The 19,156-nt window shown below is 56.9% G+C and carries 16 protein-coding genes; 11 read left to right on the top strand and 5 right to left on the bottom strand.

The genetic code is table 11. From position 1 onward, the window contains the following. The first annotated feature begins 23 nt into the window (after window positions 1–23). The 11 genes from Q0L62_RS13740 (at window position 24) to Q0L62_RS13690 (ending at window position 15,154) form a co-directional block, all read left to right on the top strand. Complete coding sequence (locus Q0L62_RS13740; protein ID WP_296680972.1) at window positions 24–896, top strand: XrtA system polysaccharide deacetylase; 873 nt, start codon at window positions 24–26, stop codon at window positions 894–896. Then, window positions 893–1,969 carry a FemAB family XrtA/PEP-CTERM system-associated protein gene (locus tag Q0L62_RS13735; RefSeq protein WP_296680969.1) on the top strand — a complete coding sequence of 359 codons (1,077 nt, stop codon included), beginning with the start codon at window positions 893–895 and terminating at the stop codon, window positions 1,967–1,969. Before Q0L62_RS13740 ends, Q0L62_RS13735 begins: the two co-directional genes overlap by 4 nt. Beyond that, the gene (locus Q0L62_RS13730; protein WP_296680965.1) at window positions 1,966–3,204 is read left to right on the top strand and encodes a TIGR03087 family PEP-CTERM/XrtA system glycosyltransferase; all 1,239 of its coding nucleotides are present in this window, start codon (window positions 1,966–1,968) and stop codon (window positions 3,202–3,204) included. Before Q0L62_RS13735 ends, Q0L62_RS13730 begins: the two co-directional genes overlap by 4 nt. 34 nt (window positions 3,205–3,238) lie before the next feature. After that, window positions 3,239–4,750, top strand: a complete 1,512-nt coding sequence (gene xrtA / locus Q0L62_RS13725; RefSeq protein ID WP_296680963.1) for an exosortase A — start codon at window positions 3,239–3,241, stop codon at window positions 4,748–4,750. Window positions 4,751–4,761: 11 nt separating this feature from the next. Beyond that, window positions 4,762–6,660, top strand: coding sequence for an XrtA/PEP-CTERM system amidotransferase (locus Q0L62_RS13720; protein ID WP_296680960.1), 1,899 nt, complete (start codon window positions 4,762–4,764; stop codon window positions 6,658–6,660). A 128-nt stretch (window positions 6,661–6,788) separates the two neighbouring features. Beyond that, entirely contained in the window at window positions 6,789–7,760 is a 972-nt protein-coding gene (locus tag Q0L62_RS13715; protein ID WP_296680957.1) for an HlyD family efflux transporter periplasmic adaptor subunit, read from the top strand. Window positions 7,761–7,766: 6 nt separating this feature from the next. Beyond that, entirely contained in the window at window positions 7,767–9,485 is a 1,719-nt protein-coding gene (locus Q0L62_RS13710) for an ATP-binding cassette domain-containing protein (RefSeq protein WP_296680954.1), read from the top strand. Beyond that, window positions 9,482–10,615: an ABC transporter permease gene (locus Q0L62_RS13705; protein WP_296680952.1), complete on the top strand. Its 1,134-nt coding sequence runs from the start codon at window positions 9,482–9,484 to the stop codon at window positions 10,613–10,615. The genes Q0L62_RS13710 and Q0L62_RS13705 overlap by 4 nt, the downstream gene beginning before the upstream one ends. Next, window positions 10,612–11,724 carry an ABC transporter permease gene (locus Q0L62_RS13700; RefSeq protein ID WP_296680950.1) on the top strand — a complete coding sequence of 371 codons (1,113 nt, stop codon included), beginning with the start codon at window positions 10,612–10,614 and terminating at the stop codon, window positions 11,722–11,724. The genes Q0L62_RS13705 and Q0L62_RS13700 overlap by 4 nt, the downstream gene beginning before the upstream one ends. Before the next feature lie 135 nt (window positions 11,725–11,859). Continuing rightward, window positions 11,860–12,831 carry a crotonase/enoyl-CoA hydratase family protein gene (locus Q0L62_RS13695; protein WP_296680947.1) on the top strand — a complete coding sequence of 324 codons (972 nt, stop codon included), beginning with the start codon at window positions 11,860–11,862 and terminating at the stop codon, window positions 12,829–12,831. 172 nt (window positions 12,832–13,003) lie between these two features. Beyond that, window positions 13,004–15,154, top strand: coding sequence for a TonB-dependent receptor (locus Q0L62_RS13690; protein ID WP_296680945.1), 2,151 nt, complete (start codon window positions 13,004–13,006; stop codon window positions 15,152–15,154). Window positions 15,155–15,159: 5 nt separating this feature from the next. Here Q0L62_RS13690 and zapE read toward each other — a convergent pair whose 3' ends face one another. From zapE to Q0L62_RS13665, 5 genes are all read right to left on the bottom strand, one after another. After that, the gene (gene zapE, locus Q0L62_RS13685) at window positions 15,160–16,269 is read right to left on the bottom strand and encodes a cell division protein ZapE (protein WP_296680942.1); all 1,110 of its coding nucleotides are present in this window, start codon (window positions 16,267–16,269) and stop codon (window positions 15,160–15,162) included. After that, window positions 16,266–16,727 (bottom strand): PaaI family thioesterase, encoded by a 462-nt coding sequence (locus tag Q0L62_RS13680; RefSeq protein ID WP_296680939.1) that lies wholly within the window; start codon window positions 16,725–16,727, stop codon window positions 16,266–16,268. Before Q0L62_RS13680 ends, zapE begins: the two co-directional genes overlap by 4 nt. Further along, window positions 16,728–17,510, bottom strand: a complete 783-nt coding sequence (locus Q0L62_RS13675) for a succinate dehydrogenase iron-sulfur subunit (protein WP_296680935.1) — start codon at window positions 17,508–17,510, stop codon at window positions 16,728–16,730. Window positions 17,511–17,645: 135 nt separating this feature from the next. Further along, window positions 17,646–18,182, bottom strand: a complete 537-nt coding sequence (locus Q0L62_RS13670) for a helix-turn-helix transcriptional regulator (protein ID WP_296680932.1) — start codon at window positions 18,180–18,182, stop codon at window positions 17,646–17,648. Between the two features lie 72 nt (window positions 18,183–18,254). Continuing rightward, window positions 18,255–19,103: an MBL fold metallo-hydrolase gene (locus Q0L62_RS13665; RefSeq protein ID WP_296680929.1), complete on the bottom strand. Its 849-nt coding sequence runs from the start codon at window positions 19,101–19,103 to the stop codon at window positions 18,255–18,257. Between the last annotated feature and the right edge of the window lie 53 nt (window positions 19,104–19,156).

The raw sequence follows: 19,156 nt of genomic DNA, 5'->3' as shown, positions 1-19,156 counted from the left end.
GGTTGCGGAAAAGCACAGCCAAAATGGCACACTCTTCCTTGGTTAACGGCCTTTCCGTCGATGTCGAAGACTGGTTTCAGGTTGGCGCTTTCGAAGGCGTGATAGGACGCGATCAGTGGGACGCGCTGGGATCCCGCGTCGACCGCAACTGCAATGCAATTCTCGACATGTTCGACCGTGCGGACGTGAAGGCGACGTTTTTCACGCTAGGCTGGGTGGCGCAGCGGCATGGGGCATTGATCCGCCGAATAGTTGCCGAAGGTCATGAAGTGGCCAGCCATGGCTGGGATCACGCGCGCGTATTCCGCATGGATCAAGCCAGCTTTGCCGCCGACATCGAACGTAGCCGCAAAGTTCTGGAAGACGCCGCGGGAACGGCCATAGCCGGATACCGTGCCCCCAGCTTTTCAATCGATCAGCGTACGCCATGGGCCTACGCTGTGTTGGCAGAGCAGGGCTTCGTTTACAGTTCTAGCGTTGCGCCGATCAGCCACGATCACTACGGCTGGCGCAACGCGCCCCGCTTTGCCTTTAAGCCGCTGCCGTGGTCAGATTTGATCGAGGTTCCGGTCACCACGGCTGAGTTCGCCGGGCGCCGTTTGGCCGCTGGCGGGGGCGGTTTTTTTCGTGTGTTGCCCTATGGATTTTCGCGCTGGGCAATTCGCCAGGTAAACAGCCGCGACCAGCGCCCCGCAGTATTCTATTTTCATCCATGGGAAATTGATCCGGCGCAGCCTCGCGTTACCGGGGCTTCGCTGCGATCGCGTGTGCGGCATTATACCAACCTGTCAGTGATGGCCGACAAGCTGGAACAACTGCTTACCGAATTTGCGTGGGGGCGCATGGACGTGCTCGCGCTACGCGAAGCCCATTTTGCAATTGATTTGGCGGCATGAACGCGCCCTTCCGTCCGCAAACGGCGTCGGTCCGCATTTGCGATCTTTCGTCGCCAAATGAGCGGGCGCGGATTGAATCGCTTGTCGCCGGGCACAGCGACGGCACGGCGTTCCATCGCCCTGCCTGGATCCGTGCCGTCGCAGTGGCGACCGGCAACCGTGCTCTTGCCTTGATCGCCGAGCGAGACGGTGAACTGTGTGGCCATTTGCCATTGGTTGACATCCGATCGCTGTTATTTGGCCGCGCGATGGTCTCGAGCGGCTTTGCCGTGGGTGGCGGCATTCTTGCGAGCGACCGTACTGTATCAGAAAGCCTGTTCGCTGCTGTCGAAGATCTTGCTTTGGAGGAAGGCGCCCCATCAATTGAACTTCGCGGCGGCGTGCTGCCGCTGGACCGCAAGGGATGGACTGTCCGCAAGGATGCGCACTGCGGCTTCGTCCGTTCATTGGCGGACGACGACGAGGCGCAACTGACTGCAATCCCGCGCAAGCAGCGGGCCGAAGTGCGCAAGGGATTGGCAAGTGATCTGACGGTAACGATCGGCAGTGGTGTGGTTGACCGCTCCGCTCACTATGCCGTTTATGCCGAAAGTGTCCGCAACCTTGGGACGCCGGTGTTCCCAAAACGCCTTTTCAACGAAGTACTCGACAGCTTCGGCACGAATGCCGACATCCTTACGGTCTGGTCCGGTCCGGCACCGGTCGCCAGTGTTCTTTCGCTGTACCATCAGGGAGCAGTGATGCCTTATTGGGGAGGCGGTACTCGCATGGCGCGTAGTCTGCGCGCCAATGACCGCATGTATTTTGAACTTATGCTCCACGCCCGCCGGAGAGGATGTGACCGGTTCGATTTTGGCCGCTCAAAAACCGGAAGCGGCGCTTATGATTTCAAACGCAATTGGGGCTTTGAGGCGCAACCACTGAGTTATGCGGTGTGGACCGTACCAGGCGGTGAGCCGCGCAACACTGATCCGACTAGCGATGCTCACGGCGCCAAAATCGAGTTATGGAAGCGTCTGCCTCTGTCTATTGCCAATCTGGTCGGGCCTTGGATTGCGCGAGGTCTTGGATGAGCGGCGACATTCTGTTTCTGTCGCATAGGATGCCGTTCCCGCCTGATCGCGGCGACAAGATTCGCTCGCATCATGTATTGCGCAAGCTAGCGACACTGGGCCCGGTTCATGTTGCAACCTTTGCCGACGACGATCGCGATATTGCCGAAGAAGTCGAACTAGCGTCTATTGCGCGCAGTTATCGCCTGATCCGGCGCGTTAAGCCGCTGATCGTTGCGGGTTTGCAATCGATCTTGCGCCACCAGCCAGTTAGCATTCCGGCATTCTATAGCTCAGAAATTGCTGCTTATGTAGCTCAAGTCATTGCAGAGCATGGGATATCCGTAATCTATGCATTTTCGGGTCAGATGGGGCAGTACATTCCTGATGATTTTGACGGCCAGGTGATTTTTGATTTCGTCGATGTCGATTCTGCCAAGTTTGATGCCTATGCCGACAAGGCCAACGGTCTACGGCGTTGGCTGTTTTCGCGCGAAGCGAGGCTTTTGGCGGCGGAAGAGATCCGTCTAGCCCGGCGCGTAGATGTCAGTCTGCTAGTTTCATTCGAAGAGGCGGAATTGTTTCGAGAGCGACTACCGAGCGGTGCTCGCGATCAATGCGATGTGCGCGCGTTGCGCAATGGCATCGACAGCCGCTTCTTCGATCCAGCTGCTGTTGTTCCAGCACCGGATCTAAGCAAATATCCCGGTCCGCGACTGCTTTTTGCGGGTCAGATGGACTATGCTCCGAACGTTGAGGCAGCTCTTCGCGTAATCAACCGCCTTCTCCCAGCAATTCGTGCGCGTTTACCTGATACGACGTTTCATATTGTCGGCCGAAACCCAGACGAGGAGCTGCTAAACCATAGCGGCAAGGGCGGTGTTGTCGTGTGGGGCGGAGTGGACGACATGCGTAGCTACTTGGCTGCGGCTGATCTTGCCTTGGTCCCTTTAGAGATTGCACGTGGCGTGCAGAACAAGGTTCTGGAAGCCATGGCCATGGCATTACCCGTAGTCGCTACCGGAGATGCGGCGATGGGAATCGGGGCGCAGGATGGCAGACACTTGCTGATCGCGGACAGCGACCAGGACTTGATTGACGAAGTCATTAGCCTGGCTACCGATGGCCAGCGACGCACGCTTATCGGGGCCGAGGCCAGGCGCTTCGTACTTAATCATTTAAGCTGGCAGGCAACGCTGACACCGTTGGTCGACATGCTCAGCGCCCCTCCAACAAGCGCGCGTGATGTCGCCTGAGCCGACCCTTTACCTCCGTCGCATGGGAGCGGCGATGCCCGGGCCAGCTTGGCGCGGAGCATTGCTGCGACTTGGAATTGTCTGGTTGGCGCTTCTTGCATTGTTTTCCAGCGATTGGGGGCGGATCGCCGGTCAGTGGTGGAATAGTTCCACCTACAATCATATGATGCTGGTACCGGTCATGGTTGGCTGGTTGGTGTGGCAACGAAGTAACGCCATATCCATGTTGCAACCTTCGACGTGGTGGCCAGGTCTGGTTGTCGCCACTGTCGTTTTGATAGTCTGGACGCTGGGCGCCTTAACCGGCTTCGATCTATTGCGGCAGGCTGCCGTTGTTGCTCTGTTACCGACGACTTTGCTCGTCATGATGGGCCCTCGCGTCTTTGCAGGCCTGCTTTTCCCGCTCGGATACATGGCATTTATGGTGCCGTTTGGCGACGAGTTGGTTCCGCTGCTTCAAATGGTTACGGCAACCTTGACCGTTGCCCTTGTCAAACTGAGCGCCATACCTGCCGCGATCGATGGGGTGTTCATAGAAACGCCGGCAGGACTTTTCGAAGTGGCCGAGGCTTGTTCGGGCGTGAAATTTCTAATCGCGATGATCGCACTAGGAGTTTTCGCGGCTCACGTTTGTTTTACCAGCTGGCGCCGGCGGGCAGCGTTCATGGCTCTGTGCATTGCAACGCCGATTCTGGGCAACGCGATTCGCGCCTACTCCACGATCCTGGCAGCGCAGTATGTAGGCGCTGAGCGGGCCGGCGGGATTGACCACCTGATTTACGGCTGGGTCTTTTTTGGCGCGATAATTGCGAGTGTATTGTGGGTATCGTGGCGCTGGTTTGATCGCGCGGCTGACGATCCGATGATCGATATTCCGGCAATTTTACGTTCGCTTACGCTGGCACGGCTTGAACAGGCTTCCACCAGCCCAATCACTGGTCTGATCGGCCTTTTTATTCTGCTAGCATCGGCTTTGCTGTGGGCTCGCGCTGCCGACGGACGCGCAGCGATCCTGCCAGACCGCATCAAACTGCCCGCTGTGGCCGGATGGCAGCGCAGCGACTATGTTCCAGCCTTCGCTTGGGAGCCGCGCGCAACCGGTGCAGAACACCGTCTGCTTGGCCGCTACGTAAATGCGACGGGTGCCCAAGTGGACGTGTTCTACGCGCTATATTCAGTTCAGCGCGAAAACAAGGAGGCGGGCGGCTTTGGCGAAGGGGCACTTCGTGCCGAAAGCGGATGGTCCTGGCTTGGGAGCGGGGATAAACACGCGAACGCGCGGTCCGATCGTCTGCGTGCTGAAAATGGGACAGAGCGCTTGGCCGTAACCTTTTATCGGACAGGCTACCTGTTGACTGGAAGCAATGCCGCCCTGAAGCTAGCAGCGCTGCGCGATCGCGCGCTACTGCGAGATCAACCTACCGCCTTGCTCATCCTGTCGAGCGAGGCAAGATCAGAACGCGATCCCGCGAACGACGTTGCGGCTTTCAGCGATGCGATCGGACCGATTGACCAATGGATGGACCGCATCGGCGCAGGGCGCTAGGAGCGCCAGCCATGTGCGGTATTGCAGGCATCTATCATCTGGCCACCCCCAAGCCGGTCGAACCCCAGCGGGTTGAGCGGATGTGCGACACAATGGCGCACCGCGGGCCCGATGGCGCGGGAGTATGGACTGCACCGGGCGTAGGGCTAGGCCACCGCCGCCTTTCGATCATTGACGTGGCTGGGTCGCCGCAGCCCATGGCGGCGCGTGACGGGCGCGCTATGCTTGTCTTCAACGGGGAAATCTATAATTTCCGCGAACTGCGTGAGGAGCTCCGCGCAACTGGCGCCACTTTTCACACTGATGGGGACAGCGAAGTTATCCTGGCTGCGTGGCAGCGTTGGGGGGCTGATTGTCTGCCGCGCCTTCACGGCATGTTCGCCTTTGCAATTTATGATCAAAGCGCTCGGTCGCTCTTTCTGGCGCGTGATCGGCTGGGCGTTAAACCGCTGTTCTACGCGTCGCTCAGCGACGGCAGTTTGGCCTTTGCATCCGAATTAAAAGGCTTGCTGGCCCATCCGCTGCTACGGCGGGAACTAGATCCGCTGGCGATCGACGATTACCTGGCCTGGGGTTATGTCCCCGATCATCGATCGATCCTTTCCGGCGTCCAAAAGTTGCCGGCTGGGCATTCGTTAGCGCTTCAGCACGGCAAAGCGCTTCCCGCTCCTACGCAATGGTGGGATGTCACCTTTGCCGACCGGCGGATTGGCCGCACAGCCGATCTGGAAGCTGAATTGCTGCATCTAATGCGCCAGGCGGTTTCATCGCGCATGGTCGCCGACGTGCCGCTTGGAGCGTTCCTGTCGGGAGGGGTCGACAGTTCGAGCGTTGTTGCTTTGATGACTGAAGCGGGATGCGATCCCGTCAAAACCTGTTCGATCGGGTTTGATGCACGGGCCATGGACGAAAGCGCTTATGCCAGCCAAATCGCGCATCGCTTTGCTACCGATCACCGCAGCCGCAACGTAACGGCAGACGATTTTGGTCACGTCGAAACACTGGCCGCAATGTTCGACGAACCGTTCGCCGATGCCTCGGCCCTGCCAACATGGCGGGTGTGCCAGCTGGCGCGCGAAACGGTAACCGTGGCGCTGTCAGGTGACGGGGCCGATGAAGCTTTTGCCGGATATCGCCGTCATGTCTTCCAACACGCCGAAGACCGCTTGCGAGGCGTGGTTCCACATGGCTTGCGTAGGACAGTGTTCGGCGGGCTCGGCGCACTCTATCCTAAGGCTGACTGGGCGCCGCGCCCGCTGCGCGCCAAGAGCACGCTTCAGGCACTGGGCCTTTCCAGCGAAGAAGCTTATGCGCGCGCGGTCGGTATTATTCCCGCGGAACTGCGCCTAGCCCTCTACACTCCGGATTATCTCAGACAGCGGGGAGATTATCGCGCCGAATTGTCCCTGATGGAATTGATGCGCCAAGCCCCGGCGCGATCAGGTTTGGACCGTGCCCAGTATGCTGATCTCAAATTCTGGCTGCCTGGTGATATTTTGACGAAGGTTGACCGAACCAGCATGGCGGTAAGCCTTGAAGCGCGTGAACCGCTTCTGGACCACCGCTTGATCGAGTTTGCTGCAAGCCTGCCTGAAAACATGCGCGTTCGGCGTAACGAGGGGAAGTGGCTGCTCAAAAAAACCATGAAGCGCTACTTGCCTGACGAAATCCTCTATCGGCCGAAACAAGGCTTTGTGACGCCGATCTCGGACTGGTTTCGGGGACCCTTGGCTGAAACGGCGCGTACTATTGGATCGTCGTCTGCACTCGCTCGGACTGGATGGTTTAATGGGCAGCGCATTTCGTTGCTGGCTGATGATCATATTTCGGGCCGTTCGGATCATGGCCGACTGCTGTGGCAACTTTTGATGCTAGACAAATCTCTAAAGTCATTGTCCGCTTCTGCCTGACTTTTTCTTGACCCGACTTGCAGTTGCTCTAGCTATCGCCCAGACGTCTGCAAGGACGCGGGGGAGTAGGAATGGGGTCAGCAGAAAGTTCATCGCCTAAAAGCAAACGTTTGCTTGCCGTTCTTATCGTGGCAGTTATCCTTATTGCAGTTTGGTCGGGCGGACGGGCCTTTGGCCTGTGGGGTGCGAAAGTCGACGGCGCTTTGCGTCTTTACGGCAATGTCGAAATCCGTGAAGTGCAATTGGGATTTCGTGTTCCTGGAAGGATCGAACGGCTCCTGGTTGATGAAGGGGATCGGGTAACACCCGGCCAGGTCCTTGCAGAACTTGATACCCGGCCATTGCAGGATAAGCTGGCCGGTGCGGACGCTCGCGCTGTTGCCGCTTCAGCGACTGCAGCGCGGGATGTCAACGGTTCGCGCCCACAGGAGATAGGCGAGGCCCGGGCCGAAGTTGCCGCAGCGGAGGCCTCACTGAACGAGGCACAGCGTCAGTACGAACGGCGCCAGGCACTGGTAGATAAAGGGTTCATCAGCAAGGCTGATGTGCAAACAGCCGATGCGGCTCTGCGCAATGCCCAAGCCCGAGTTGCCCGATCCAATGCAGCGCTGTCGCTGGTACTCGCCGGAACCCGGGTTGAAGATCAGGCTGCCAGCCAGGCGAATCGGCAGGCAATCCTGGCCGAACGAAGATCAGTTGAAACTGATATCAGTGACGCGGTAATTCGTGCGCCTGAACCCGGCCAGGTTCTGACGCGCGCTCGAGAAGCCGGTGCGATAGTGGCTGCTGGCCAGACTGTGCTTACCGTGGCCCTGACCCAACCTGTACGGATCCGTGCTTACGTTGCCGAACCGGATCTACACAGGATCAAGCCGGGCATGACAGTGAGGGTCCGGACCGACGGGACGAACAGGCAATGGCCCGCGACGATCGGCTTCATTTCTCCAGTGGCAGAGTTTACACCTAAGACAGTCCAGACCGAACAGCTTCGTGCAGATCTGGTATATCGAGTCAGGCTGACCGTGCAGGATCCCGGCGGGGATCTGCGGCAGGGCGCACCCGTCACTGTGATTGTGCCCGACGCGCCGGGTCGGAACTGATTTCGGATGGCGGAGGCGCCGCTCCTCCGGCTAACTGACGTCGCCAAGCGATTTAAAGGATCGCGGCGCGGCGCGCCTCATGTCCAGGCGCTCAATGGAATAAACCTGATCCTCGCGCCGGGGCGTTCGCTCGGCTTGGTCGGGCCGGATGCCGGAGGCAAGACCACGCTGATGCGCATTCTGGCGGGTTTGGTTGAGGCTGACCGAGGCGAAGTTGAGGTCATGGGGCGCCCTGTTGCTAATCTTGACCGAAGCCTGGTCGGCTATATGCCTCAAAGCGGGGCACTTTACGGCGAACTGACTGTGCGCCAAAATCTTGAGCTTTACGCCCGGCTGCGCGGTCTTGAGCCGGGCGATAGTCCTGAGCGCATGGACATGCTTTACCGCGCAACCGGACTTTCGCCATTTACGGACCGTGCTGCCAACCGTCTGTCTGGGGGTATGCGGCAAAAGCTGGCGTTGGCCTGTGCGGTGGTCGCCGCACCGCCACTGATGTTGCTCGATGAGCCTTCGGTCGGTGTCGATCCCGTTTCGCGGCGTGAAATCTGGGATCTGGCTCTGGAACTTGCAGGTCCGGGTAGCGCAATCGTCTGGACTACCAGTATTCTTGACGATGCTGGCAAGTGCGACGACGTCATCTTGTTGCATAGCGGCCACATTCTCTACAACGGCCCCCCCGAAGGACTGGCCGAGGAAGCGCGGGGACATACTTTTGCGCGCCCGCTGCCGCCAACGAGCCGTCGTGCATTCTTGCAAGAAGCACTTGAGAGGCCTGAAGTAATCAGCGCGACAATGTCAGGCAAATCGCTTCGTGCGGTATGCCGTTCGGCTTCTCCCCCGCCCGGCAAGGGTTGGATACCGATCACGCCAGAAGCTGAAGACGGATTCGCAAGAATGCTTGATGATGGGCTACCGCTTGCGCCCAGCGCCCTTGCTGCTGCGTTCCCGCTACGTGCAGCGCAGCCTGACCGGCCGGCAATTGCAGCGCTTCAGCTCACCCGACGCTATGGAGCGTTTACCGCAGCACGGGATATCACATTTACTGTTTTTCCAGGAGAGATTTTCGGACTGCTCGGCCCGAATGGTGCCGGAAAATCGACTACCTTCCGAATGCTATGCGGGTTGCTTTCGCCAAGCAGCGGGCGCGGGACTGTGGCAGGGCGAGAGCTTAGCAGCGCACGCGCGCAAGCCCGTGAAGCAATGGGATATATGCCACAGAAGTTCTCGCTTTATGGCGACCTATCGGTACTCGCCAATCTTCGCTTTGTCGCGGGAGCATACGGTTTGATTGGCAATAAAGCACGCGATGCGATTGACCGCGTGGTCAATGCGCTCGATCTAAGTTCATTCACAGCGCAGATGGCCGGGCTACTGCCTCTAGGCATCAAGCAGCGCCTCGCGCTGGGCGCAGCCGTACTACATACACCGCCAGTGCTGTTCCTTGATGAACCAACGTCGGGGGTTGATCCGCTCATCCGGCGTGAGTTTTGGCACCACATCAACGCAATTGCTGCGCGCGGCACAGCAGTTCTTGTCACTACGCATTTCATGGACGAAGCGGAGAATTGCGACCGCTTGCTGCTGATCAATCGGTCAGAGGCAATTGCCAGTGGAACACCTGACGATTTGAAGCGTGCCGTAATTGGCAAATCAGATCCAACCTTGGAAGAGGCTTTCATCACTCTGATCGAAGCGCAGGGCAAAGGCGAAAGCGAAGCGGCATGAGTGCGGACGATCACTCTGCTGGCCGCCGTGCTCGAGCTATTCGCGCGAAGGAATGGGCGCAGGTCTGGCTTGATCCTTCAACTTTCGGATTGGTCGTCCTGATGCCCCTAATCCTTATGATATTGTTTGGGAATGCTGTCAGCCTTGACGTCAAGGGATCGCGGCTTGGCGTGGTTGACCAGGATCATAGCGCTGCTTCGCGAGAACTGGTTCAGGTCTTGCGTCACAACAAAAGCTTTTCAGTCATCGAGGGTCCAGCTTTAGGGCATTTAGAGGACGGTCTCAAGGATGGCTCGCTGCGTGGGATCGCCGTTATCCCAGATGGCTTTGGCCAAGCGCTGATCCGAGGGCAGCCGCGCGACGTGCAACTTGTCACCGATGGTGCGCAAGTTAACATAGCCACCTTTCTGACCGGGCACATGCGCGGCGCATTGCGAGATTGGGCTGCAGCGCGTGCTGCGGAAGGCGGCAAAGCCGCGCCTCCTGTGCTCGAAATTGTCACGCGTTATACTTACAATCCCGGTTTGCAGAGCCGCTTCATGCTGGTTCCAGGTGCGATAGGGATCGTCATGGCGATGATTGGCAGCCTCCTCACCGCACTGATCATGGCGCGCGAATATGAACGTGGCACGATGGAAGGGCTGTTATCGACGCCTATCACAATCCCTTCTCTCGTTCTGTCAAAGTTGATTCCATATTACGTGCTCGGTCTAGGCTCGACGGGAATTTGCGTTCTGGTTGCGGTTTTTGGCTACGGGCTGCCGTTTCGTGGCTCGATCATCGCTTTGGTATTAATCGCTTCGGCGTTTCTGGCCGCGGTGCTAGGTCAGGGGTTGTTGATTTCGGCGGGGACTAAGAATCAATTTGTTTCAACGCAGTTCGCTCTGCTATCCGGGTTTCTGCCTTCCTTGTTGTTGTCGGGTTTTTTGTTTGAAATCGATTCGATGCCACGTGCGATCCAGTGGCTGACTTATATCGTTCCAGCCCGATATTTAATTCCTTCACTGCAAAGTGTTTTCCTGGTTGGCGATGTCTGGCGGATATTCCTGCCTAACATTGCGGTCCTCATGGGATTTGGGGCTTTCTTCTTTTTTCGCGTCACCCGCGCAATCAAGCGGCGGATCGCATGACCGGAGCCTTGGTCCGTATCGCTGCTATGGCCTTGAAGGAACTCCGCGTTGTTTTGCTCGATCGGCGCGTGCTGACAACGCTCGTCATTTCACCAATCATCCAGCTGATCTTGTTCGGTTTTGCAACGACGCTCGAGGTGACAAATATCGACATTGGATTGGTCAACCGCGATAGCGGCGCTGCGTCCGAACGTTTTCTGGCGTCAAGCGCTGCGCTTAGGAACGTACGCTCAATTCGGCCCTACGCCACAGAGCGAGCACTGTCTGACGCTATCGAGCAGCGCGAAGTGATCGCTGGTCTTATCATTCCGGCAGATCTCTCGGCGCGCGTTGCACGCGGAGATCGAGCGCAAGTTGGCCTTTTGCTTGATGGTCGGCGCGTGAACGCAGCGCAGATCGTGGCTGGTTACATGGGAGAGGTCGCTAACCAAACTGGGACACTCTTGCGCCCAGAAGATATCATTACAGCTCCGCAGGTGACGGCTCGGCATTGGTTCAACCCCAACCTCGAATATCGGTGGTTTACGCTTCCGGGAATGATCACGCTGATCACCACGGTGGTAGTCCTATCCGTTTCGGTTCAGGCCATTGCCCGCGAACGCGAAGCGGGGACCTGGGATCAGCTAATGGCGATGCCGATGCGGCATTGGGAAATTCTTGCCGGAAAATGCGCCCCAGCGTTCACCGTAGGCCTATTCAATGGCGGACTTTATGTCGTTATTATTCCACTGGCGTCGAACGTTCCATTCAATGGTTCGTTGCTATTGATGCTTTTAGCGATCGCGAGTTTCAGCCTTTCTGTAACCGCAATCGGATTGTGTGTCTCGACACTTGCCCAAAACCAGCAGCAAGCATTTCTTGGCGGTTTCTTGGTAATTGTGCCGATGATGCTGCTTTCCGGTTACGCCAGTCCGGTCGATTCAATGGCTCCATGGCTTCAACCAATCTCCCGGGTCGATCCGCTGAGCCACATGCTCGTGATTTGCCACGGACTTTTCCTGAAGGCGATGCCCGCAGCGATGGTGTTCCGTCAAATCATGCCAATGCTAGCAGTGGCGGTCGTAGCCCTAGGGTCGGCTACCCTGTTGCTTAAATGGCGCAGTGAATGACCAGAAATGGGACTCGGAGTTACCTATTAAACAAATTATCCTTTGCCAAGAGCCGTCTGCCTAGCATAGCTTGCAAGAATTGGGGCGCTTAAAAGACCCCACCGCATTACTTAGGTCGCAAAAGAAGAGGGGCGTATGGATCGACTTACGAGCGATCTTGGTAGGCGTGAACAAGCCGTCGACAACCTGTCAGGCGGCGCATCTGCGATCAACCATAATTCCGATGAATTGTTGGTTCAATCGCATATTCGGTTGGCTGTGCCGGACGAACTCTTTCGGCTCGATCAGCTTGACGTGCTGTATGATGACACCTCTCAAGCGCTGTGGACATATATGTGCCCGGTCGGAAGGCCCAGTTTTACACCGCCGATGTTGGGCGACTTTGTCAACTGGCAGCGGCTGATCGGGTCGCACTTCGGTCCAGACCGTGTGCCGCTACGTTATCTCGTTCTGGGCAGCCGCGCGCCGAGCGTTTTCTGTTTTGGCGGCGACCTCGAACTTTTTGCGTCACTCATCCGTGACGAAAACCGCGACGGATTGGCTGCCTATGGCTATCGTTGCGTCGAAATCCTGAACCGCAATTTGCATTCGCTCGACTTGCCAATCCTTACTATCGGGCTGGTACAGGGCCAAGCGTTGGGCGGCGGCTTTGAAGCGTTGCTGTCGTTTGATTATATCGTCGCAGAACGAGGGGCGACGTTCGGATTGCCAGAGGTAAAGTTTGGACTGTTCCCCGGCATGGGTGCCCACGCGTTTCTGTCTCGTAAGCTCGGATCGGCGATGGCTGACCGGGTGATCATGAATGATACGAATTTCACCGCAGAACAGCTATACGACATGGGCATTGTCCATGTTCTGGCGGAGCCTGGTGAAGGCGAGGTTGCAGTCCGCAGTTTCATGGCGCGGTCTGAGCGGCGGCATGCCGGGCTGGTTGGCGCACGCCGGGCCAGCAAGCGAGCAGATGACATCACGCTTGCTGAATTGCGTGACATCGTCGATTTCTGGGCAGACGCAGCACTCAAGTTGCGCGATCAGGACCTCAAGCTGATGGAGCGACTTGCTGCAGCCCAAGTTCGGACCAACGGGCCGGTTTCTGCGGCAGCTTGACCCGTGGTTTGCTGACGCGTCGAACCTACCGCGTAGGCGGTTGGGCGCAAAATTAGCGGCAAAGCGGTTAACTTAAAAGATAGACCGCCGTATCACCGATTAAGTGATGTTGTAACATCGCGAATGACCGATTAGTGAGCGCAGACGCTTCTTGGTCATCACGGGCAGTCCAGTGTTCAAACATAATTTGTCACATCGTTGCCTACTGGCCGCCTGGCTGGTTGTTATCGCTTCAGGCGCCAAAGCGCAGGACCATCAGGATGGGGCGACACGCGACACTGGGACGATCGATCATTCGTCGGCGCAAGACACCTATCACAATAAGTCTGACGAGATCGTTGTAACCGCACTGCTGCGGACGGAACGAATCGACAGTCTTTCTTCGGTCGCGGTTTTGACCGGGCAGGAACTGACAGCAGTGCTGCGTCCATCGATTGGGGATACACTTTCGCATGTTCCGGGGATTAGTTCGACATCGTTCGGGCCGACGGCTTCACGCCCCGTGCTTCGTGGATTACAGGGCGAACGGGTACGCTTGCTCACCAATGGCATTGGTTCGATAGACGTGTCGAACACCTCGGCAGATCATGCTCCGGTTATTAATCCGTTGCTGGCCGAACGGATCGAAGTCCTGCGTGGCCCACAGGCGCTTCTATTTGGTTCCTCGGCAACCGGCGGCGTCGTAAACGTGGTGGACGGGCGAATTCCCAACGCAATCCCGGATGAAGTGGTGCACCTGTCGGCGCTTGCGGGTTATGCCACAGCGGCTCAAGAACGGAATGCTTCGGCGGCTGCTGACATCAACTTGGGAGATGGATTCGTCGCGCATTTCGACGGCAGTTACTTGAAATCACGTGACGTACGCATAGCAGGCTTTGCGCTTGCTCCTGCGTTGCGCCTCGAGGCCATAGCATCGAGTTTACTTCTGGCTCCGGCCAATAGTGTCGCCGATTTTGCAGGCAACGCTGCTGCTCAGGGCGTCTTGCGAAATACTGCTGCGCGAACATGGACTGCAGCTGGAGGGCTTGCCTACATCAACGATGGCGGCAGTCTGGGTGTGGCGTACAGCCAATTTGACAGCTTATACGGCGTGCCCATTCGTTTGGCGACACGGCCAGGGCAAAGTGAAGAAGCGCCTCGGCTGCAACAACATCAGAACCGCGTTGATGCGCGGGCCGAGATCAAGCCGAATAGCGGACCCGTAGAGCTGATCGCATTCCGATTCGGTTACGCCAATTATGTCCATGCCGAACTAGAGCCCGACGGCGCCGTGGCAACGACGTTTTTCAATAAGGGCATGGAGGGAAGGCTTGAGCTGCGCCAGGCGAAGTCTGGAGCGTGGAGCGGGATAAGTGGAATACAATTTGTCCGCCGCGATTTCGATGTGCAAGGGGATGAGGCCTTTCTACCACGCAATTCGACATCCCAATTTGGTCTATTTTCAAAGCAGCAAATCGATATTGGCGCGTTGCGGTTCGAAAGTGGTGCGCGCTGGGAGCATGCGCTGATAAGCGCTGCACCTTATCAGGACCAAACCCAGTTTTTTATAGGGGATCGTACTTTCGATGCATGGTCTGGAGCTTTTGGAACATCCTACGAATTCGCACCGGAATGGCGACTAGGTGTAAACCTTTCGCGAACCGAACGTGCACCGGCGGCGGAGGAATTGTTCGCTAGCGGTCCCCATGCCGGAACAGCTTCATATGAAATCGGCGATACGCTATTGGGCAAGGAAAGTGCCTGGAGCCTAGAGGCCATCTTTCGCGGCAAGGCGCCTGGCTACAGCTTCGAGCTGAGCGCCTTCCACAGTTGGTTTGGCAATTTTATCTACGAGCAAGGGATGGGAGCTGTCATTGATGGTTTGCCTGTTTTCCAGATCAGCCAGGCTGATGCGCGCCTTTATGGTTTCGAAGTCGAAGCCAAAGCCACCGTGTTTCGTGTCGACCGCTGGACGCTAGAAGCCGAGGGAATGGCCGACTATGTCCACGCAACAATTGCCGGCGCTGGCGCCGCCCCGCGCATTCCACCTTTGCGGATGCAGGGGGGGCTCTATTTGTTCTCATCGCATATGGATTTGAGAGGTGAGATTGAGCATTCAATTGCGCAGAAGCGCATAGCCCGTTTTGAAACACCCACCCCTGCATACACGATGGTCAATTGCGAGATCGGGTGGCGCCCTTGGGGACGTGACCGGCCACTTAGCCTTTTGGTGAGCGCAAATAACATCTTAAACGTTGCCGCCCGGCGGCACGCCTCTTTCGCCAAAGACTATGCACCTTTGGCCGGACGTGACATTCGGTTTTCGGCGCGGTTGACCCTGTAGGCCGCTCAATCCACACCATGGCCAGCGGCTAGGTATTTGGCGCTCTGCATTTCGTTCAGTCGACTTACAGTGCGATTAAACTCGAAATGCCCGTCTCCTGCAATGTACAGGTCTTCAGGGTCAGCTGCGGCAGTGACGAACAATTTCACTTTGTTCTCGTAGAGCGCGTCAATGAGTGTGACGAAGCGTGCGGCCTCGTTTCGATTTTCAGGGCCCATATATGGTATCCCGACGAGGATAACTGTATGATAGGTTTGCGCAACGGCCAGATAATCTGCAGCGCCGCGAGCCTCGCCGCAAAGCTTGCGAAAGCTGAATACGGCAACTCCCTTTAGGCTTTTAGGGACATGGAGTTGGCGCTCGCCGCCCAGTTCGAGATCTGCGGAGGGCACGTGAACGCTATCCTCGGGTGGATAGTCGGTTAGCCGAAAGAAGGCTTCGCGTACTTCAGCTGTCGCCGCGTCACCCAACGGGGTGTGCCAAACGTCAATGCCGGCCAATCGCTGCATTCGATAATCAACCGGACCGTTAAGCGGCAGCACGTCCAACTCACGTTCAATAAGCGCAATAAATGGCAGAAAATGTTCCCTGTTAAGCCCATTTTTGTAGAGTTCCGACGGTTCCCGATTGGACGTAGATACCAAAGCAACGCCTTCATCGCGGATTAGTGCGGTGAAAAGCCGGCTCATGATCATGGCGTCGGCAGAGTTGTTCACGACCAATTCGTCGAAAGCAAGACAACGCACTTTGCTTGCAAGCTCGGCAGCGACTTTCGGAATTGGATCGCCGGGATCGATATCGCGCCATTTGCGCATCGATTGGTGCACGCCCAACATGAAGGCGTGAAAGTGTACCCGGCGTTTTTCGCTGATGGCAAGATTTTGATGAAAAAGGTCCATCAGCATTGATTTTCCACGTCCAACTCCTCCCCAGAGGTAAACGCCACGCGGAGCAACATCATTTCGTTTAATTAGACGAGCGACAAAGCTTTTTTCGACTGGATTTTCAAGTTGGACCTGAAGCGCCGTTAGCCGTTCTGCTGAAACCTTCTGCTCAGCATCGGCGTGCAGCTCCTTTGCCGAAACCAGCGCATTGTAAGCGTCAATAATCCTCATCGCGGCGCTGTAGGCTTCCGTATGGTTCCAGAGAATGCGGCAATCAAGCTTCCATCGCCCTGTTCTACGACACCACGCAGGAATACGAGGCGGCGCGTTTCTTTAAGCAGTTCTGTCACCGCGTCGCACGGCTCTCCTGGTTTGCCCGCGCCGATAAATTGAACTGACAAGTCTAGCGTAACGGCTGTACCCGCTTCAATGATTCCCAGCATGCGCGAACAGGCAAAAAGCGCGATGTCGACCAACGCAAGCACTGCGGCGCCGTGAATGTTATCAGCCAGATTGGTGTGACGGCGTTCCGGGAACATCCGCAGCCGAGCCTTTCCATCGGGATCGGCGCGGACAAGCAACTTGGGGAACATCCAGCTGTTAAAGCGCGTAGGATCGTTCAGATGCCACGTAAGCCAGCCCGGATTTTCCGGATCGGGCTCGCTACGAAAGCCGCGGTCGTCGCTCACTTAGACGTGCCGTTCTGCCTGCATTTTCTTGATTTCGGCAATTGCGCGCGCTGGGCTCAGCCCTTTGGGGCACACGTTGGCGCAATTCATTATCGTGTGGCAGCGGTAAAGCCGAAAGGGATCCTCTAACTCGTCCAATCGCTCACCAGTCATCTCGTCGCGGCTGTCGGCAAGCCAGCGATAAGCTTGGAGTAGGATCGCCGGACCCAAGAATTTGTCACCATTCCACCAGTAGCTGGGGCATGCTGTAGAGCAGCAGGCACAAAGGATGCACTCATATAGTCCATCGAGCTTTTCGCGCTGTTCGGGGCTTTGTAGCCTTTCCTTCCCCGATGGTGTGGTACTGACTGTCTGTAACCATGGCCTAATAGAGGCATACTGAGCGTAAAAGTGCGTAAAGTCCGGCACAAGGTCCTTAATGACATCCATGTGGGGCAGCGGGGTGATCTTAACGTCGCCATGCAGATCTTCGATTGCGGTAGTGCAGGCCAACCCGTTACGTCCGTTCATGTTCATTGCGCAGGACCCACAGATCCCTTCGCGGCAAGACCGGCGGAAAGTGAGCGTCGGATCCTGCTGCGATTTCATCAAAATCAGTGCATCCAGTACCATCGGCCCGCAGGTATCAAGGTCTATGTCGAAAGTGTCATAGCGTGGGTTTTCGCCAGAATCGGGGTCATAGCGATAGACTTTGAACTTTTTCACCCGGCCTTGAGTAGCCGCTGCATTGTGACGGGCCTTGCCGTTGATCTTGCTATTAGCGGGAAGAGTAAAGGTCGCCATGTCGATCCCTGTCACTGCGCGGCGAGGGCCGCCTCGACGCTCTCTCTAGCGATCCAGCGCTCGGGAGCAAGTCGTTGAGGGGTTAATTGGCACGGAGTTCACGAAAGGGCAACGTGGATGAACTCGTCCGAGTGCCTAAAACCGAAAGGATTGCAACAAGTCCCTGATGCCCGCAACTATATCAAGCAGCAACGCGATAGTTGCCACGAGGAGGAATAACGACCCGGTTAGAATGCAAATACGAATCCAGCGCCCGGACGGTCCGTCCAAGGCGCTGGCAAGGTTTGTGAAAACCTCGATGAAGGGGTGCGACCCGACTTGGCTCTGCGCCTGCGACGGCGTGATAGAAACCTGGGAACCCTTCGGCTCTGATAGCTGCCCGTCATACCCCTCGGACATAAGCTGGATTGAATTACCTGTAACCGAATTACTGGATGGGACGGTTAGAACGACTGTATTCATCCGCCGGTAAAGTCGAGCGATATGGGTTCGAGGCATCCCTCCAAGCCGTTGCCGAACGACCTCGATGCGTTGATTCACAGCCGATTCTGAAATGTACAGCTTGCGGGCAATTTCCTTGCTGGTCATTCCGTCTGCAACCAGCGCCAAGACTTCCTTCTGCTTGTCAGTTAGGCCATCCAATGCGCTAGTCTGTTCAACAACGTCATCCATGTCGCGCCACGCTTAGGCTAGAGATCGCCGCGAAACAAACCTATTTACTACGTACTGGGACCGCATCAGTAATCAAAAACCACGGGCCTCACCGACCTGCAAAATCCAGGCGTTGCTTGCACCGTATTGCTGTTCGAGTGCAGCTTTGCGAAACCTGGCCGGGGCTTCGAAAGGGTTTTCAGGAGTCAGCATTATTGAGCCCCAGTGCATGCCGACCGCGTGCCGAGCGCGAATCTGCCGGGCTATTGTAATCGCTTCCTCGGGCGTAGCGTGGCTGGCCTCCATTATAATGCGTGGCTCGTAGGCTCCGATTCCGACTAAGGCTAGATCGAAGGGACCGGCACGATCACCGATTTCATCGAACACGGCTCCGGCAGCAGTATCACCGCCAAACCAGATCCGCCGCTCTCCAGCGGCGATCGACACGCTTGCCCATAAGGAACGGTTGCGATCAAGGAGGCCGCGTCCGGAAAAATGGACAGCGGGCAATGCGCCGATGGTTAGCCCGGCTTGTGACCAGTTTTGCCACCAATCAAGTTCGTGGACCTCTGTAAAACCTAAGCGACTAAGCAGTGCGCCGTTGCCAAGCGGACAAATCATCGGTGTTTCATTGCGCCATCGATAAGCGCGGAGCGCCTTGCTATCGAGGTGGTCATAGTGGTTGTGACTTATAACTATGGCGTCGAATCGTGGCAGATCGGCGGAACGAACTGCTGGATGTAAAAAGCGCTGGGGGCCAAAGCCAAACGGTCCAGCAGTGCGGCTAAGATAAGGGTCGGTGAGGACAAGGTTGCCGGCTATTTTAATGGCAAAGCAGGCGTGGCCCAGCCAAGCAACGTGGTTGTCGGGAAGTTCGGCTAGATTAAGCGGTCGCTGTGTAGCTATGTCCGCTGGTATCGGCGGCAGCGTGGCCCGCCGCATATCGACCAATAAAAACTTTATAAAATCCTGGAGTTTTGCTTTTTGTTTAGGGC

This window comes from Novosphingobium sp., from assembly GCF_024642085.1.
In the GTDB taxonomy this organism is placed as follows: domain Bacteria; phylum Pseudomonadota; class Alphaproteobacteria; order Sphingomonadales; family Sphingomonadaceae; genus Novosphingobium.
This window is presented reverse-complemented; position numbering and strand designations above follow the sequence as displayed.

Coding starts and splice junctions, on each gene's coding strand:
- Q0L62_RS13740 (WP_296680972.1), top strand. CDS start 24: ATGGCACACTCTTCCTTGGTTAACGGCCTTTCCGTCGATGTCGAAGAC.
- Q0L62_RS13735 (WP_296680969.1), top strand. CDS start 893: ATGAACGCGCCCTTCCGTCCGCAAACGGCGTCGGTCCGCATTTGCGAT.
- Q0L62_RS13730 (WP_296680965.1), top strand. CDS start 1,966: ATGAGCGGCGACATTCTGTTTCTGTCGCATAGGATGCCGTTCCCGCCT.
- xrtA (WP_296680963.1), top strand. CDS start 3,239: ATGCCCGGGCCAGCTTGGCGCGGAGCATTGCTGCGACTTGGAATTGTC.
- Q0L62_RS13720 (WP_296680960.1), top strand. CDS start 4,762: ATGTGCGGTATTGCAGGCATCTATCATCTGGCCACCCCCAAGCCGGTC.
- Q0L62_RS13710 (WP_296680954.1), top strand. CDS start 7,767: ATGGCGGAGGCGCCGCTCCTCCGGCTAACTGACGTCGCCAAGCGATTT.
- Q0L62_RS13705 (WP_296680952.1), top strand. CDS start 9,482: ATGAGTGCGGACGATCACTCTGCTGGCCGCCGTGCTCGAGCTATTCGC.
- Q0L62_RS13700 (WP_296680950.1), top strand. CDS start 10,612: ATGACCGGAGCCTTGGTCCGTATCGCTGCTATGGCCTTGAAGGAACTC.
- Q0L62_RS13695 (WP_296680947.1), top strand. CDS start 11,860: ATGGATCGACTTACGAGCGATCTTGGTAGGCGTGAACAAGCCGTCGAC.
- zapE (WP_296680942.1), bottom strand. CDS start 16,269: ATGAGGATTATTGACGCTTACAATGCGCTGGTTTCGGCAAAGGAGCTG.
- Q0L62_RS13675 (WP_296680935.1), bottom strand. CDS start 17,510: ATGGCGACCTTTACTCTTCCCGCTAATAGCAAGATCAACGGCAAGGCC.
- Q0L62_RS13670 (WP_296680932.1), bottom strand. CDS start 18,182: ATGGATGACGTTGTTGAACAGACTAGCGCATTGGATGGCCTAACTGAC.
- Q0L62_RS13665 (WP_296680929.1), bottom strand. CDS start 19,103: ATGCGGCGGGCCACGCTGCCGCCGATACCAGCGGACATAGCTACACAG.